Origin of the sequence: Pseudomonas sp. LS.1a (assembly GCF_022533585.1) — a bacterium.
Classification (GTDB): Bacteria; Pseudomonadota; Gammaproteobacteria; order Pseudomonadales; family Pseudomonadaceae; genus Aquipseudomonas.
Map to the genome: position 1 here is coordinate 4467676 of NZ_CP092827.1, position 15792 is coordinate 4483467.

Sequence of the window (15792 nt, forward strand, 5' to 3'; positions counted from 1 at the left end):
CACAAAAATCGGCCAATGAAAAGGCCGGCATTTTTGCAGAAAAACCCGGTTTCAAATATGTAATTTGGTCGAATCATCCCGAAGTTGCGGGATGGAGTCGCAGATGCAGGCAGTTTGATGGCGCCTTTCTGTACTTTTGTGTCGACCAAGCGACAACCCAGGAAGCAGGCACTTTTCGACCGCTTTTCAAGCGCTCGAACAGCGCTCTACACTGCACCGGTACAGTTCCGGGACATGTTCCGGGGGACGGTGGGCTTGCGCGTTGGCATGGCCACGCCGCAAATCCCGCCCGGTCTGTAGCCCTGGCCGCCAGGACTATAAGAATTACAACAGAATGAGTGGAGCACTATGATCAAGATTTCCAAGCTGTTCGCCGCAATGGTTCTGGCCGGGGTAGCCAGCCATTCGTTTGCCGCCGATACCATCAAGATCGGGATCGCGGGCCCCAAGACCGGCCCTGTGACCCAATACGGCGACATGCAGTTCATCGGCGCCAAGCAAGCCATCAAGGATATCAACGCCGCGGGCGGCGTAGATGGCAAGATGCTCGAAGCCAAGGAATACGACGACGCCTGCGACCCTAAACAGGCCGTAGCAGTCGCCAACAAAGTGGTCAACGACGGCGTCAAGTTCGTCATCGGCCACCTGTGCTCCAGCTCCACCCAGCCTGCGTCCGACATCTACGAAGACGAAGGCGTGATCATGATCACCCCGGCTGCCACCTCCCCGGAAATCACCGCCCGTGGCTACAAGCTGATCTTCCGTACCATCGGCCTGGACAGCGCCCAGGGCCCGGCCGCCGGCAACTACATCGCCGACCACGTCAAGCCGAAGGTGGTCGCCGTCCTGCACGACAAGCAGCAGTACGGTGAAGGCATCGCCACCGCGGTCAAGCAGACCCTGGAAGGCAAAGGCACCAAGGTTGCCGTGTTCGAAGGCCTGAACGCCGGTGACAAGGACTTCTCCTCGATCATCCAGAAGCTCAAGCAGAACAACGTCGACTTCGTCTACTACGGCGGCTACCACCCAGAACTGGGTCTGATCCTGCGCCAGGCTCAGGAAAAAGGCCTGAAAGCCAAGTTCATGGGCCCGGAAGGCGTGGGCAACGACTCCATCTCGCAGATCGCCCAGAACGCCTCCGAAGGCCTGCTGGTAACCCTGCCAAAGTCGTTCGACGCCGACCCTGCGAACAAGAAGATCGTCGACGCCATCAAGGCTGACGGCAAGGACCCAAGCGGCCCGTTCGTGTTCCCGGCCTACTCGGCTGTCGAGCTGATCGCCCAGGGCATCAAGGCAGCCAAGTCCGAAGACGCCGAGAAGGTGGCCGAGGCCATCCACGCCGGCACCTTCAAGACTCCGACGGGCGAACTGTCCTACGACGCCAAAGGCGACCTGAAAGACTTCAAGTTCGTGGTCTACGAATGGCACTTCGGCAAGCCGAAGACCGAAGTCTCCCCTCAGTAACTGCGTGACTAATAGCTGACCTAGGAGCCCACTGTGCGAGCAGTGGGCTTTGTTTTACGAGGTTCATGGGCCTGATCCCCGCGATCCGGGGGCCGGCTCACCTGAAAATCTTAAAACCGTCACCCGCGGTTTCCTGGCCTACCCCCGCCAGCGAAATGCAAATCAGGTTTTTAGGAGCGCTGTAATGCCTGAGATCTACCATTTCTTCCAACAACTGGTTAATGGATTGACCATCGGCAGTACCTATGCCTTGATCGCCATCGGCTACACGATGGTGTACGGCATCATTGGCATGATCAACTTCGCCCACGGCGAGGTGTACATGATCGGTTCCTACGTGGCCTTCATCGCCCTGGCGGGCCTGGCCATGATGGGCATCCATTCGCTGCCGATCCTGATGACCGTCGCCTTCGTCGCGACGATCTTCGTCACCAGTGCCTATGGCTACAGCATCGAACGGGTTGCCTACCGCCCCCTGCGCAACAGCAACCGCCTGATCCCGCTGATTTCCGCCATCGGCATGTCGATCTTCCTGCAGAACACCGTCTTGCTGTCGCAAGACTCCAAGGACAAGTCCATCCCCAACCTGATCCCCGGCAGCTTCTCGTTCGGGCCGGGCGGTGCTGAAGAAGTACTGATCAGCTACATGCAGATCCTGGTGTTCGTGGTCACCCTGGTAGCCATGACCTGCCTCACCCTGTTCATCTCCCGTTCCCGCCTGGGCCGCGCCTGCCGCGCCTGCGCCGAGGACATCAAGATGGCCAACCTGCTGGGCATCAACACCAACAACATCATCGCCCTCACCTTCGTCATCGGTGCCGCTTTGGCGGCAGTGGCGGCCGTGCTGCTGAGCATGCAGTACGGGGTGATCAACCCCAACGCCGGTTTCCTGGTGGGCCTGAAGGCCTTCACCGCGGCGGTGCTGGGTGGCATCGGCAGCATCCCGGGCGCCATGCTCGGCGGGCTGGTGCTCGGCGTGGCCGAAGCGTTCGGTGCCGACATCTTCGGCGACCAGTACAAGGACGTAGTGGCATTCGGCTTGTTGGTTCTTGTCCTGCTATTCCGGCCGACCGGCATCCTGGGCCGCCCGGAGGTTGAAAAAGTATGAACAGAAATCTCAAACAGGCGTTCTTCAGCGCCTTGCTGGTATGGGCCGTGGCCTTCCCGGTACTGGGCCTGAAACTGAGCATCGACGGCATCAGCCTGTCCGTGCACAGCCAGGGTTCGTTCAACCTCAGCATCATTGCCCTGTGCTCGGTGCTGATGTTCCTGCGCGTGCTGTTCGACAAGCAGTGGAGTTCGGTAATGGGCCGCCGTTCGGATCGCAAGCTGATCCCGCCGGCCGTCAGCAACTACCTGACCCTGCCGAAGACCCAGCGCTACGTGATCATGGGCCTGATCGTCGCGGCACTGGTGTGGCCGTTCTTCGGCTCGCGCGGTGCGGTCGACATTGCCACGCTGATCCTGATCTACGTGTTGCTGGGCCTGGGCCTGAACATCGTGGTCGGCCTGGCGGGCCTGCTCGACCTGGGTTACGTCGGCTTCTATGCCGTCGGCGCCTACAGCTATGCCATGCTCTCGCACTACCTGGGCTGGAGCTTCTGGGTTTGCCTGCCGATCGCCGGCCTGATGGCCGCTACCTTCGGCTTCCTGCTCGGCTTCCCGGTGTTGCGCCTGCGCGGTGACTACCTGGCGATCGTGACCCTTGGCTTCGGCGAGATCATCCGCCTGTTCCTGCGCAACCTCACCGACTGGACCGGCGGCCCCAACGGCATCAGCAACATCCCCAAGCCGGAGTTCTTCGGCCTGACCTTCGAACGCCGTGCCGCCGAGGGCATGCAGACCTTCCATGAGTTCTTCGGGCTGGAATACAACTCGATCAACAAGGTCATCTTCCTCTACCTGGTGGCCCTGCTGCTGGCCCTGCTGGCGCTGTTCGTGATCAACCGCCTGCTGCGCATGCCGATTGGTCGCGCCTGGGAAGCCCTGCGCGAAGACGAAATCGCCTGCCGCGCCCTGGGCCTGAACCCGACCGTGATCAAGCTGTCGGCATTCACCCTGGGCGCCTGCTTCGCCGGTTTCGCCGGCAGCTTCTTCGCTGCGCGCCAGGGGCTGGTGACGCCGGAGTCGTTCACCTTCATCGAGTCGGCGATCATCCTCGCCATCGTCGTGCTCGGCGGCATGGGCTCACAACTGGGCGTGATCCTCGCGGCCATCGTGATGATCCTGCTGCCCGAGCTGATGCGTGAGTTCAGCGAATACCGGATGCTGATGTTCGGTGCGCTGATGGTGTTGATGATGATCTGGCGTCCGCAAGGCCTGCTGCCTATGCAACGTCCACACATGGAGCTGCGTCGATGAGCCGCGAAATTTTGCAAGTCAGCGGCCTGAGCATGCGCTTCGGCGGCTTGTTGGCGGTCAACGGCGTGGGCCTGACCGTCAAGGAAAAACAGGTGGTGGCATTGATCGGCCCGAACGGTGCCGGCAAGACCACCGTGTTCAACTGCCTGACCGGCTTCTACAAGCCCAGCGGCGGCACCATCCTGCTCGATGGCCAGCCGATCCAGGGCCTGGCCGGGCACCAGATCGCCCGCAAGGGCGTGGTGCGGACCTTCCAGAACGTGCGCCTGTTCAAGGAAATGACCGCACTGGAAAACCTGCTGATCGCCCAGCACCGCCACCTGAATACCAACTTCTTCGCCGGCCTGTTCAAGACCCCGAACTTCCGCCGCAGCGAGAAGGAGGCCATGGAACGCGCGCAGTACTGGCTGGAGAAGGTCCACCTGACCGAGTTCGCCAACCGTACCGCCGGCACCCTCGCCTACGGCCAGCAGCGCCGCCTGGAAATCGCCCGCTGCATGATGACCCAGCCGCGCATCATCATGCTCGACGAACCGGCAGCGGGCCTGAACCCGAAGGAGACCGAAGACCTCAAGGCGCTGATTGCCTACCTGCGTGAGTCGCACAACGTCACCGTGCTGCTGATCGAGCACGACATGAAGCTGGTGATGAGCATTTCCGACCATATCGTGGTGATCAACCAGGGTACCCCCCTGGCCCACGGTACGCCGGAAGAGATCCGCGACAACCCTGACGTGATCAAAGCCTACCTGGGGGAAGCGTAAATGCTGAAGTTCGAGAACGTTTCCACCTTCTACGGCAAGATCCAGGCGCTGCACAGCGTCAATGTGGAGATCAACCAGGGCGAGATCGTTACCCTGATCGGCGCCAACGGTGCCGGCAAGTCGACCTTGCTGATGACCCTGTGCGGCTCGCCGCAGGCGCACAGCGGCAGCATCAAGTACCTGGGTGAAGAACTGGTCGGCCAGCCGTCTTCGCACATCATGCGCAAGAGCATCGCGGTGGTGCCGGAAGGGCGCCGTGTGTTCTCCCGCCTGACCGTCGAGGAAAACCTGGCGATGGGTGGCTTCTTTACCGACAAGGGCGATTACCAGGAGCAGCTGGACAAGGTACTGCAACTGTTCCCGCGCCTGAAGGAGCGTTATATCCAGCGTGGCGGCACCATGTCCGGTGGCGAGCAGCAGATGCTCGCCATTGGCCGGGCGTTGATGAGCAAGCCCAAACTGCTGCTGCTCGACGAGCCCTCGCTGGGTCTGGCGCCGATCATCATCCAGCAGATCTTCGACATCATCGAACAGCTGCGTCGTGATGGCGTGACGGTGTTCCTGGTGGAGCAGAACGCCAACCAGGCGCTGAAGATCGCAGACCGGGCCTATGTGCTGGAGAACGGCCGGGTGGTGATGCAGGGTACCGGTGAGGCACTGCTGACTGACCCGAAGGTACGCGACGCGTACCTGGGGGGTTGATCGGGAAAAGGGCCTTCGGGCCCTTTTTTCTGCCTGCCGGATTTTGTATCGCCTGTATCGGCCTCTTCGCGGGCTTGCCCGCTCCCACAGGTATCGCACAGTATTCGAAGCCTGTGCCGAACTTGTGGGAGCGGGCAAGCCCGCGAAGAGGCCGGCACAGGTTTACCAAAGGCTTGTGATCCCCGCCGAGCCTGAGTAACGTGGCCAGCTCTTTGGCAAAGATCCCCCGGAGCCCGCCTCATGCGCCTCACCCCCACCCTGCTGCTCACCGCCCTGCTGCCCCTGTTCGCCGGCTGCCAGCTCATGGCTGACGCCCCCAGCGCCCCGAACATCGGCACCACGCGCATGCAGGGCGAGCTGCGTGCTGCCGGTGGCCAGCTGCTGTTCAAGCCGTGCAGTGAAAACCGCACTTTCGTGATCAACGACGTCGCCGCTACCGGCATCCTGCAGGAAGCCGCCAACCTCGCCAAGGACGCCAACGACAAGCTGTTCGCCGACGTCCGTGGCCGCCTCACCGGCAGCAAGCAGGCCAACAACGACGGCCAGCTGGAAGTTCGTCGCCTGTACCGCCTGGAACCTTCCACCCGCGCTTGCGAAGACCCCAACTTCAAGCAGCTGACCCTGCGTGCCAACGGCCACGAGCCAGACTGGGACATCAAGGCCAGCGGCAAAGGCATGGTGCTCAACCGCGTCGGCCAGGAACCCCTGCCCCTGCCCTTCCTGGAAGAACAAGTGCCCGGCGGCGGCCTGACCCTGACCAGCGAAGCCAACGGCCAGCACGTGGAGCTGTGGGTTGCGCCACAACGCTGCGTAGACACCGCCACCGGTGCCATCCACCACCTGCGCGCCGAACTGCGCATCGACGGCAAGACCCTGCAGGGCTGCGGTTACTACGGCGGTGCGCGCGACAACTGATCGCCGGGCGCTTTTATCCTGCCAGTCGAGGCGGCTAACAGCTTATACTTGGCGGTTTGTGTAAAGCCGCCGGCCGCCCATGGCCGGGATACTGGACCCTGCCATGCTACGAATCACCGAACTGAAGCTGCCCCTGGACCATCCCGACGAAGCCCTGCGTGAAGCCATCGTCCAGCGCCTGGGCATCCGCGACGAGCAACTGCTCAGCTTCAACCTGTTCAAGCGCAGCTACGATGCGCGCAAGAAGAACAGCGAACTGCTGTTCATCTACACCATCGACCTGGAAGCCAGCAACGAAGCCGAGCTGCTCAGCAAGTTCGCCGACGATCGCAACATCGGCCCGGCACCAGACGTAACCTACAAGTTCGTCGGCAAGGCCCCGGCCGATCTGCAGGAGCGCCCGATCGTGGTCGGCTTCGGCCCGTGCGGCATCTTCGCCGGCCTGTTGCTGGCACAGATGGGCTTCAAGCCGATCATTCTCGAGCGCGGCAAGGAAGTACGCCAGCGTACCAAGGACACCTGGGGCCTGTGGCGCAAGAGCGTGCTCAACCCCGAGTCCAACGTGCAGTTCGGCGAAGGCGGCGCCGGCACCTTCTCCGACGGCAAGCTGTACAGCCAGATCAAGGACCCGCAGCACCACGGCCGCAAAGTGCTGGAAGAATTCGTCAAGGCCGGTGCGCCGGACGAGATCCTGTACATCAACAAGCCGCACATCGGTACCTTCCGCCTCACCGGCATGGTCGAGCAGATGCGTCAGGACATGATCGCCCTCGGTGCCGAAGTGCGCTTCCAGCAGAAGGTCACCGACCTGCTGATCGAGGATGGCCAGCTGACCGGCGTGGTGCTGGAGAGCGGCGAACAGCTGCACTCGCGCCATGTGGTTCTGGCCCTGGGCCACAGTGCCCGCGACACCTTCCGCATGCTGCACGCCAAGGGCGTGTACATGGAAGCCAAGCCGTTCTCGGTGGGCTTCCGTATCGAGCACCCGCAAACACTGATCGACAAGGCGCGCCTGGGCAAGTACGCCGGCCACCCGAAACTCGGTGCCGCCGACTACAAGCTGGTGTACCACGCCAAGAACGGCCGTTCGGTGTACAGCTTCTGCATGTGCCCGGGCGGCACCGTGGTCGCCGCCACCAGCGAGCCGGGCCGGGTGGTTACCAATGGCATGAGCCAGTACTCGCGTAACGAGCGCAACGCCAACTCCGGCATCGTCGTGGGTATCGACCCCGAGCGCGATTACCCGGGCGGCCCGCTGGCCGGCATCGAGCTGCAGGAACGCCTGGAAGCCCACGCCTACGTGATGGGCGGCAGCAACTACCAGGCCCCGGCGCAGCTGGTGGGTGACTTCGTCGCCGGCCGGCCGTCGACTGCGCTGGGCAGTGTCGAGCCCTCCTACAAACCGGGCGTGACCCTGGGTGACCTGGCGCCGAGCCTGCCGGACTTCGCCATCGAGGCCATTCGCGAAGCGCTGCCGGCGTTCGACCGGCAGATCAAGGGCTACAACCTGCATGATGCGGTGTTGACCGGGATCGAGACCCGTACGTCGTCGCCGCTGCGCATTACCCGCGGCGAGGACTTCCAGAGCCTGAACCTGAAGGGTCTGTTCCCGGCGGGTGAAGGGGCCGGGTATGCGGGCGGGATCCTGTCCGCCGGTGTCGATGGGATTCGCATTGCCGAGGCGGTGGCGCGGGATATGCTCGGCCTGTAATTTTGCATCGACCCTTTCGCGGGCACGCCCGCTCCCACAGGTACAGCACAGCCTTTGAAAACCGTGCAGTACCTGTGGGAGCGGGCGTGCCCGCGAAAGGGCCCTGACAGGCATCAGAAAAATCCACAACCAACGTCAGACTTCCCCTCCCCCAGCCTTCCCCAACTACATCTAGGCTTGCCTCAGCCCAGCCGGCAACAACATATAACAAAAAAGAATATAGTTTTTGTTTTAAAGCATATCGTCACAGGCTAGGGTGTAAGCCCGCTCCAATCGTAAACTGCTCATGGAGAGCCTATAGCCCGTGCGTAGCCTGTTAACCCGTTTCATCCAGCTCGAAGCCGCCAGCGGCCTGCTACTGATTGCTGCGGCCATCCTGGCCCTGGTCATCAACAATTCACCGCTGTCGTACCTGTACAGCGGCCTGCTCGACGTTCCCGTCGCCGTCCAGGTCGGCGCACTGCACATCGCCAAACCGTTGCTGCTGTGGATCAACGACGGCCTGATGGCCCTGTTCTTCCTGCTCATCGGCCTGGAGGTCAAGCGCGAAGTGGTCGACGGCCACCTGTCCAAGCCCTCCCAGGTAATCCTGCCTGCCACCGCCGCAGTGGGCGGCATGGTGATACCGGCACTGATCTACTGGTTCATCAACCGTGACAACCCCGCGGCCGTGGCCGGCTGGGCGATCCCGACCGCCACTGACATCGCCTTCGCCCTCGGTGTGCTGGCCCTGCTGGGCAAGCGCGTGCCGGTGTCACTGAAACTGTTCCTGATGACCCTGGCGATCATCGACGACCTGGGTGCGATCATCGTCATTGCCCTGTTCTACTCGGGTACCCTGTCGAGCGTGTCACTGCTGCTGGCCGCCACCTGCCTGGTCGTGCTGGTGGCCATGAACCGGCTTGGCGTGGTCAAGCTTGGGCCGTACATGGTCGTTGGCCTGATCCTGTGGGTCTGCGTGCTCAAGAGCGGCGTGCATGCCACCCTCGCTGGCGTTGCCCTGGCGCTGTGCATCCCGCTGCGCACACGCCATGCCGAGCGCTCGCCGTCGCTCGCCCTGGAACACGCCCTGCATCCGTGGGTCGCCTACGCCATCCTGCCGCTGTTCGCTTTCGCCAATGCCGGTGTATCGCTCGCAGGCATGACCGTAGAAAGCTTCACCCACCCGGTGCCGCTGGGCATCGCCGTCGGGCTGCTGCTGGGCAAGACCATAGGTGTCTTCGGCCTGACCTGGATTGCGGTCAAACTGCGCCTGGCCGCACTGCCTGTCGGCGCCAGTTGGGGGCAATTGCTGGGTGTGGCGATACTCTGCGGTATCGGCTTCACCATGAGCCTGTTCGTTGGCTCACTCGCCTTTGTGCCGGGCAGCAGTGATTTCGCCGGGATGGACCGCATGGGTATTCTCACCGGTTCGTTCTTCGCCGCCGTGATCGGCTATGCGGTAACCGCCATGGCCAGCCGCAAGCCCAGCATCGACTGACTTGGCCACAGCATGAAAAAACCCCGACTGGCGAGCGCCATGTCGGGGTTTTGTTTTATTGCGCTACGGTCAGTGCGAGACGCGGCTGGTACCGTCGACGGTCATGATGCGCACGCGGTCGCCAACGCGGAAGATCTCGTTCTGCTGCACAGCCTGCACATAGGCACGCATGCTGCCATCGTCCTCACGCACGGTGATTTCGACACCCTGGGTGCGAGTCAGGCCTTCTTCGGCGGCAGAACCCGCCAGGCCACCAGCAACGGCACCGATCACGGCGGCGACGATGCTGCCACGACCACCGCCCACGGCGCTGCCGGCCACGCCACCGACGATGGCGCCAGCACCACCGCCGATCGGGGTCTTGGTACCTTCGATCTTGACCGGGCGCAGGGATTCGATGGTGCCCATACGCACGGTTTGCACGCGGCGGGCCTCATCACGGGAGTAGCTGTCACCGGTCAGGCTCGAGGCACAGCCACCCAGCAACAGCGACAGGGTGGTAAAGGTTGCCACCAGCAAAGCGGATTTACGCATGGGTAAGGTCTCCATAAGTCAGGTGCTCATTAGACGCTGCACGTTGACGGCTGTCACGGTACAAACGCAATAAAATTGTTTTCATTCAGCCGAGGTACAGCCTGCGTGGCTGTGTCGAGGCCTTTTCAAGTGAGACCAAGGATAGCCATGGATTACTTCATCGTCGTGGTCACCACCGTTGCGGGGCTGTATTTCCACTGGTGGCTGTATGTGCGCATGCACCGCTGGATGGACCGTGACCTGGCGTTGTCGCTGGCCGGGTCGGACCCTGGAAAACGCGCGTATATGCTGCAAAGGCTGGAGCAGGCGCGGATGGAGAAGGTGGGGCGCAAGCAGTTGGCGGGGTGGTTGGAGCGGGAGGCTGCGGGGTATCCGGGGTAGCCTTGGTAATTGCTGGGGCCGCTTTGCGGCCCTTTCGCGACACAAGGCCGCTCCCACGGATTGGGTCTGCGCTGTACCTGTGGGAGCGGCCTTGCGTCGCGATGGGCTGCGCAGCAGCCCCGGAACCTCAGGGCGCCAGCCTCTCCCGCAGCCATTGCCCGTCCACCAGCCGGTAGTTCAGCCGGTCGTGCAGGCGGCTAGCCCGCCCCTGCCAGAACTCGATGCGTTCAGGCAGCAAACGATACCCCCCCCAATGCTCCGGGCAATGCGGCTGGGTGTCGGAGAAGCGCGCCTCGGTGGCCTTGACCAGCGCCTCCAGCTCCTCGCGGCCGGCAATCACCTGGCTCTGCGGTGAAGCCCAGGCCCCCAGGCGGCTGCCCAGCGGGCGTACCTGGTAGTAGGCGTCCGACTCCTGGGCCGTGACCTTTTCCACCCGCCCTTCGATACGTACCTGGCGCTCCAGCGCTGGCCAGAAGAACGTCATGGCGGCGAAGGGGTTAACCAGCAGTTGCTGGCCCTTGGCACTGTCGTAGTTGGTGAAGAAGGTGAAACCACGCTCATCGAGCCCCTTCAGCAGCAAGATGCGGCAGTGAGGGCGGCCTTCACCATCGACAGTGGCCAGGGTCATGGCGTTGGCTTCCACCGGTACCTGCTCGGTTTTCACCGCATCGGCGAACCACTGGTGAAACAGGGCGAACGGCTCCCCCGGGGCCTGGGCTTCAGCCAGGCCATCACGGGTGTAGTCGCGGCGCATATCGGCCAGGGATTGGGTCATTGCTGCGTTCCTTGACGATCAGTTGGTCTTCGCAGGGCTGTTGGCAGCTACTTTCTTGTCAGCGGTAGCTTTCTTGGCGACGGGCTTGGCCGGCGCGGCTTTTTTCTTGGCCGTGGTCTTGGCTGGCGACTTGGCCTTGGCTTTGGCTACAGGCTTCTTCGCCGCAGCCTTGGCGGCAGGCTTGCTGTCGGCAGCCTTGGCCGCAGGCGCTTTTACATCCTGTACCGCCACCATCGGGGCCCGCGCCGGGGCGGCTTGCTGGTACTTGGCCAACAGGGCGACCATGGTGTTCTGCGGGGTCAGCAGCATTTCCACGCGGCGGTTCAGGGCACGGCCTTCGGCGCTGTCGTTGGCGGCGCGCGGCATTTCCGAGCCCATGCCCTTGAGGGTCAGGCGGTCACGCTGCAGGCCGCTGAGGCGGAAGATGGCCGACACCGAAGCGGCACGTTCCAGGCTGAGCTTCTGGTTGGCGGCAGCGACACCGCTGTTGTCGGCATGGCCAAGCACCAGCACGGCGGTCTTGGCATCGCCTTCGACGGTCTTGGCCACACGGGTAATCGGGCCCAGGGTCATCGGCAGCAGCATGTTCGGACGGTCAGGGTTGTACGAGCCGTCCACCGGAATGGTTACGGCCAGCACATTGTCGCGGCGCTCGAGCTCCAGCTTGCTGCCCTTGATCGCCTCACGCAGCTTGGGCTCGTACTCGTCCAGCCAGGCCTGGGTGGCCTTCTGGTCGATCTTCGGTACCACCGGCCCCTTGGCCTGCTTCTCGTCAGCGCCGAACGGCCACCACCAACGGCTGGCATTCTCGGACTTGGCGTCGGCCTTGGCCACGTTTTCAGTGACGGCTTGCTTCACTTCCTGCTCGGCAACCTTGTCCGAACCGAAGGGCCACCAGCTCGAGGCGCTGTCCTTCGAGCCGTCCTGGGGGTGACTGGCACAGCCGGTAACGGCGGTCAGGCACAGGGCGAGTGCTAAGGTTTTGTGTGAAGACATCAGCGATACACCATGAAATAGAAAGAAATTTTGTCTACGCCCTTCAGGCGTTGGCATTGAGGATAGTCAAAGGGGTGGGGCAATACCCGCATTACCCGATCAAAGGCAACTGGCAAGGACACGTACCAGGTTCTGGGCTCGCGGGTCCATGAGCACATAAGGGCCAAGGGTATTGACCACGAAACCGAAGGCCACGTCGTACTCCGGGTCGGCGAAACCGACCGAACCACCGGCACCGGGGTGGCCAAAGGCGCGGGCACCGAGGCCGAAGGTGGCATTGGCCACGTCGGGCTGGTCGAGCATGCAGCCCAGGCCAAAACGGGTCTGGGTGAGCAAGGTACGGTCCTGGCCGAGGCTGTGCTCACGGGTCAGTTCGTCGAGAAGTTCGGATTCGAGCAGGCTGCCGTCCAGCAACCCGGCATAGAAGCCCGCCAGGCTGCGCGCATTGCCATGGCCATTGGCCGCTGGCTGCTGCATGCGCCGCCATTCCGGCTTGTTGGTGCTGGTCAGGATCGCCGGCGGATTAGTGAAGGCCCGGGTCGACAGGGCCTCGGGTTCGCGCATGGTCACCTGCAGCAGGCGCTGCGCCGCAGCATCCCCGGCGTTGCCCTTGCCACGGGCGATATGCGCCACGCGATGGAACTCGTCGTCCGCCAGGCCGACATGAAAATCCAGCCCCAACGGCCTCGCGGTACGGGCGACGATCGAGTCGCCGGGGCCACGGCCATCGGCACGGCGGATCAGCTCGCCGATCAGCCAGCCGTAGGTGATGGCGGCATAGCCGTGCTCGGTGCCGGGTGTCCACCAGGGCGTTTCGGCAGCCAGCGCATCGACCATGGCCTGCCAGTCATACAGCGCTTCGGCCGGCAGCAGCTCACGGATGGCCGGCAAGCCGGCACGGTGGCTGAGCAACTGGCGCAGGGTGATCGCCTGTTTACCGGCCTGGGCGAACTCGGGCCAATAGTTGGCTACCGGGGCATCGAGGGCCAGCTTGCCTTCGCCGACCAGTTGCAGGGCGGTGACGGCGGTGAAGGTCTTGGTGCAGGAGAACAGGTTGGCGATGGTGTCGCTGTGCCAGGCCTGCTGGCCATCCTTGTCGGCACTGCCGGCCCACAGGTCGACCACGGTTTCGCCACCGACCTGGATGCACAGCGCGGCGCCACGCTCCTGGGGATCATCGAACAGCGCGGCAAAGGCTTCGCGCACTGCTTCGAACTTCAGCTCATAGTGACCCTGGATCTGCACCCGCTGTTCTCCGTACGACCAATTCCGAAAATGGTGTGCATTGTTTCAGTAGTTTGGCGTTTTGCAAACTGGCTTGGGCTGGGTGGTTACGATGAACGGTAGCCAGGCTGGACTTAATGTGGGAGCGGGCGTGCCCGCGAACACCGGCATAGCCGGTGCCATCCACCCGGTCGCCTGATTCGCGGGCACGCCCGCTCCCACATCCATTTGCACTAGTCAGGGAGTCGGTTTTTCCAACTGAGTACGTAGCTGGCTCATTGCCTGCAAGTTGCTCTTGCGCACGGCATCGACAAACCCGGGGTAAGGCATATCGGTGATCGCCACCAACCCCAGGTGGCCGTTCTCGCCATCGAGCAGGCGCCCGCTGGCCGGCTGGTCGAGGTACTGGAACCAGTGCGCGCCAACGATCATCGGCTGCGCCAGGGCCGCCTTGAGGAAGTTGCCGTAGGCCGGGCCGCGGTCTTCTTCACGCGCCAATTCCAGCGGCCCCGGCCAGAACGGCCCGCGATCGCGCGAGCCGAACTGGAACTCGGACACCAACACCGGCTTGTCCAGCTCGGCCAGGCTGGCGAAGTCGTAGCCATCCTGCGGCTTGAGGGTATAGAAGTTGAAGCTGAGCACATCGCAGAACTCGGCACAGGCCTTGACCGCCTCAGGCGTGCTGACGGCATAGCGCCCCCCCAGCAACAGGTGATTGGGCGCATGCCACTTCAACGAGTCGGCAATGGTCCTGAAGTAGGTTTCTGCAAACACCTGCTGGAAGTGCTGGTAGTCACGCTCGATTTCCGGGTGCTCCGGGTCGGGCAACGGTGCCTCGAAGCCCGGGTCCTCCATCAGCTCCCAGGCGGTCAGCTCGATGCCCCAGGCCTTGGACAGCCCTTCCTGGTTGCGGTACTTGTCGCGCAACTGCTTGAGGAAGGCGCGCTTGGCCGGCACGTCGGTGGTCAGGCGCAAGGTTCCATAGGCCAGGCCGTAACGCGCCTTGGGGTCGCTACCGGGGGCGGCCCAGGCCAGTTCGTTGTCGGCGAAATAACCGATCAGCCAGGGGTCGTCACGGTGATCGCGGGCGGCAATGGCCACGGCGCGCTCGGTGGCCATGGCAAAACGCGGGTCGAACGGGTCGGGCATGCTGCCCCACCAGTCCATACCGGTGCTGATGCTGGCGTAATCCCCCACGATCGACAGCGGCAAGGTGTACGGCATGCGCTTGGCCTGGCCCAGGGCCGGCTCGCTCCAGTTGCCGACCGTGTTGAAACCCCAGGCCTGCAGGCGGTCGAGTGCATGCGCCTGCCAGCGGGCGGCATCCAGCGCCAACGGCGGGCAGTTGGCCGGCTGCCCCTCTGCCGCGGGCGGGCAGGGTTTGCCATAGGTGCGCTGCAGGTTGGCGGCATAGAAATCGAACCAGCGCCCCTGTTTGAAGTTGCGCCCTTGCGACGAAGCGTTGCCGTCGTCGTTGTTGCCCTCGCCATAGAATGCGGCCAGTGCATCGCCCTCGCCCGGCAACGCCTTGAACATCCCCTCACGCCCGGCAACGTAGGTTCGCCCGCCATCCGCGGCCACGGCATTCACCCCCAGGGAATAGAACGGGTGCCCCTCGGGTGTTACCAGGTACCAGCGGCCGTCACGTTTTTCCGTGCGGAAGAAGCCTTTGGCCTCGAACGCTGGTCCCGCCAGCAGGCCACCGTACGCGTCCAGTTGCTGCTTGCCACGCTCTGCCAGCCAGCCTTTGAGCTGTTGCTGCTCGCGCACATCGGCCGCCTTGAGCTGCTCGTCATTGGCAACCTTCTCTGGCCAATGGCCGCGGGTGGACTGGCCATAGGCATCGATCAGCTCGTGGTAGGCCGCCTTGTAGGCCTGGTCGTCATCCTGGATGCCCACCCGTTCGATCAGCAGGTTCTGCGCCACCTTGGGGTTGGGGATGCTCAGGCTGACCGAGGCCACCTGCTTGAGGTCGACCGCGCCGGTGCTGCTGGTCAGCAGCAGGCGCTGGCCGCCATGGCTCCAGGGCATGGGCGGGCCGGCGCGCATGCCCTGGCTCAGCGGCGAGCTGGCCGTCAGCGGCACCATCACGGTTTGTGCAGGACCGGCAGGCAGGTCGATGCGGCTGGTCAACGTGCGGCCATCACTGCCCTGCACCATGACATCCACGGTCAGCGCCCAATCCATCGCGCTTTGCAGGCGCAACGTCAGGAATTGCCCGCTGGACCAGTCCCACACACCGCTTTGCGGGCTCAGGCGCAGGGTCGGCCGCTGGGCCGGGTTGAACACCACGCGCCGCAACACCTCGCCTTCGGCCGTCTGCTCCGCGTTGTACTGCGGCATGCCGGCATCCTCGGTCGCCACATTGACCACCGAGGCCGGGCGCACGAAGCTGAACAGCGTCTGCTGCCCAGCCAGCAAGGGCGAGCTGAACAACAGGGCGAAAACGGCGGGCAGGGTGCGGCGGACCATAAGGCTGGGGCTC

Annotated in this window: 14 protein-coding genes; 9 read left to right on the plus strand and 5 right to left on the minus strand. The window is 63.4% G+C overall.

What is annotated here, in order from left to right; genetic code table 11:
* The first annotated feature begins 348 nt into the window (after positions 1 to 348).
* The 8 genes from MKK04_RS20630 (at position 349) to nhaA (ending at position 9397) form a co-directional block, all read left to right on the plus strand.
* Positions 349 to 1464 carry a branched-chain amino acid ABC transporter substrate-binding protein gene (locus MKK04_RS20630; protein WP_075046119.1) on the plus strand — a complete coding sequence of 372 codons (1116 nt, stop codon included), beginning with the start codon at positions 349 to 351 and terminating at the stop codon, positions 1462 to 1464.
* A gap of 184 nt (positions 1465 to 1648) precedes the next feature.
* The gene (livH, locus tag MKK04_RS20635) at positions 1649 to 2572 is read left to right on the plus strand and encodes a high-affinity branched-chain amino acid ABC transporter permease LivH (RefSeq protein WP_025340356.1); all 924 of its coding nucleotides are present in this window, start codon (positions 1649 to 1651) and stop codon (positions 2570 to 2572) included.
* Positions 2569 to 3825: a high-affinity branched-chain amino acid ABC transporter permease LivM gene (locus MKK04_RS20640; RefSeq protein WP_063913105.1), complete on the plus strand. Its 1257-nt coding sequence runs from the start codon at positions 2569 to 2571 to the stop codon at positions 3823 to 3825. Before livH ends, MKK04_RS20640 begins: the two co-directional genes overlap by 4 nt.
* Entirely contained in the window at positions 3822 to 4589 is a 768-nt protein-coding gene (gene livG, locus MKK04_RS20645) for a high-affinity branched-chain amino acid ABC transporter ATP-binding protein LivG (RefSeq protein ID WP_063913106.1), read from the plus strand. The genes MKK04_RS20640 and livG overlap by 4 nt, the downstream gene beginning before the upstream one ends.
* Positions 4590 to 5291 carry an ABC transporter ATP-binding protein gene (locus MKK04_RS20650; protein WP_013973921.1) on the plus strand — a complete coding sequence of 234 codons (702 nt, stop codon included), beginning with the start codon at positions 4590 to 4592 and terminating at the stop codon, positions 5289 to 5291.
* A gap of 240 nt (positions 5292 to 5531) precedes the next feature.
* The gene (locus tag MKK04_RS20655) at positions 5532 to 6206 is read left to right on the plus strand and encodes a COG3650 family protein (RefSeq protein WP_241105940.1); all 675 of its coding nucleotides are present in this window, start codon (positions 5532 to 5534) and stop codon (positions 6204 to 6206) included.
* 103 nt (positions 6207 to 6309) lie between these two features.
* Positions 6310 to 7917 carry an NAD(P)/FAD-dependent oxidoreductase gene (locus tag MKK04_RS20660; RefSeq protein ID WP_015271531.1) on the plus strand — a complete coding sequence of 536 codons (1608 nt, stop codon included), beginning with the start codon at positions 6310 to 6312 and terminating at the stop codon, positions 7915 to 7917.
* A gap of 304 nt (positions 7918 to 8221) precedes the next feature.
* Entirely contained in the window at positions 8222 to 9397 is a 1176-nt protein-coding gene (gene nhaA / locus MKK04_RS20665) for a Na+/H+ antiporter NhaA (protein WP_207832883.1), read from the plus strand.
* Positions 9398 to 9466: 69 nt separating this feature from the next.
* Here nhaA and MKK04_RS20670 read toward each other — a convergent pair whose 3' ends face one another.
* Positions 9467 to 9931: a glycine zipper 2TM domain-containing protein gene (locus MKK04_RS20670; protein ID WP_207832885.1), complete on the minus strand. Its 465-nt coding sequence runs from the start codon at positions 9929 to 9931 to the stop codon at positions 9467 to 9469.
* 147 nt (positions 9932 to 10078) lie between these two features.
* Between MKK04_RS20670 and MKK04_RS20675 the strand changes: the two genes are divergently transcribed.
* Positions 10079 to 10312 (plus strand): hypothetical protein, encoded by a 234-nt coding sequence (locus MKK04_RS20675; RefSeq protein WP_207832887.1) that lies wholly within the window; start codon positions 10079 to 10081, stop codon positions 10310 to 10312.
* A 127-nt stretch (positions 10313 to 10439) separates the two neighbouring features.
* Here the strand turns inward: MKK04_RS20675 and pdxH are convergent, their stop codons facing one another.
* From pdxH to MKK04_RS20695, 4 genes are all read right to left on the minus strand, one after another.
* Complete coding sequence (pdxH, locus tag MKK04_RS20680) at positions 10440 to 11087, minus strand: pyridoxamine 5'-phosphate oxidase (protein ID WP_063913111.1); 648 nt, start codon at positions 11085 to 11087, stop codon at positions 10440 to 10442.
* Between the two features lie 18 nt (positions 11088 to 11105).
* Positions 11106 to 12083 carry an OmpA family protein gene (locus MKK04_RS20685; protein ID WP_241105941.1) on the minus strand — a complete coding sequence of 326 codons (978 nt, stop codon included), beginning with the start codon at positions 12081 to 12083 and terminating at the stop codon, positions 11106 to 11108.
* A 99-nt stretch (positions 12084 to 12182) separates the two neighbouring features.
* A complete protein-coding gene (locus MKK04_RS20690) occupies positions 12183 to 13328 on the minus strand; it encodes a serine hydrolase domain-containing protein (RefSeq protein ID WP_207832891.1) in 1146 nt (381 codons plus the stop codon).
* 216 nt (positions 13329 to 13544) lie between these two features.
* Positions 13545 to 15779, minus strand: a complete 2235-nt coding sequence (locus MKK04_RS20695; RefSeq protein WP_241105942.1) for a beta-galactosidase — start codon at positions 15777 to 15779, stop codon at positions 13545 to 13547.
* Positions 15780 to 15792: the final 13 nt, after the last annotated feature.

Coding starts and splice junctions, on each gene's coding strand:
- MKK04_RS20655 (WP_241105940.1), top strand. CDS start 5,532: ATGCGCCTCACCCCCACCCTGCTGCTCACCGCCCTGCTGCCCCTGTTC.
- MKK04_RS20685 (WP_241105941.1), bottom strand. CDS start 12,083: ATGTCTTCACACAAAACCTTAGCACTCGCCCTGTGCCTGACCGCCGTT.
- MKK04_RS20640 (WP_063913105.1), top strand. CDS start 2,569: ATGAACAGAAATCTCAAACAGGCGTTCTTCAGCGCCTTGCTGGTATGG.
- MKK04_RS20670 (WP_207832885.1), bottom strand. CDS start 9,931: ATGCGTAAATCCGCTTTGCTGGTGGCAACCTTTACCACCCTGTCGCTG.
- pdxH (WP_063913111.1), bottom strand. CDS start 11,087: ATGACCCAATCCCTGGCCGATATGCGCCGCGACTACACCCGTGATGGC.
- MKK04_RS20695 (WP_241105942.1), bottom strand. CDS start 15,779: ATGGTCCGCCGCACCCTGCCCGCCGTTTTCGCCCTGTTGTTCAGCTCG.
- MKK04_RS20675 (WP_207832887.1), top strand. CDS start 10,079: ATGGATTACTTCATCGTCGTGGTCACCACCGTTGCGGGGCTGTATTTC.
- livG (WP_063913106.1), top strand. CDS start 3,822: ATGAGCCGCGAAATTTTGCAAGTCAGCGGCCTGAGCATGCGCTTCGGC.
- MKK04_RS20660 (WP_015271531.1), top strand. CDS start 6,310: ATGCTACGAATCACCGAACTGAAGCTGCCCCTGGACCATCCCGACGAA.
- livH (WP_025340356.1), top strand. CDS start 1,649: ATGCCTGAGATCTACCATTTCTTCCAACAACTGGTTAATGGATTGACC.
- MKK04_RS20650 (WP_013973921.1), top strand. CDS start 4,590: ATGCTGAAGTTCGAGAACGTTTCCACCTTCTACGGCAAGATCCAGGCG.
- MKK04_RS20630 (WP_075046119.1), top strand. CDS start 349: ATGATCAAGATTTCCAAGCTGTTCGCCGCAATGGTTCTGGCCGGGGTA.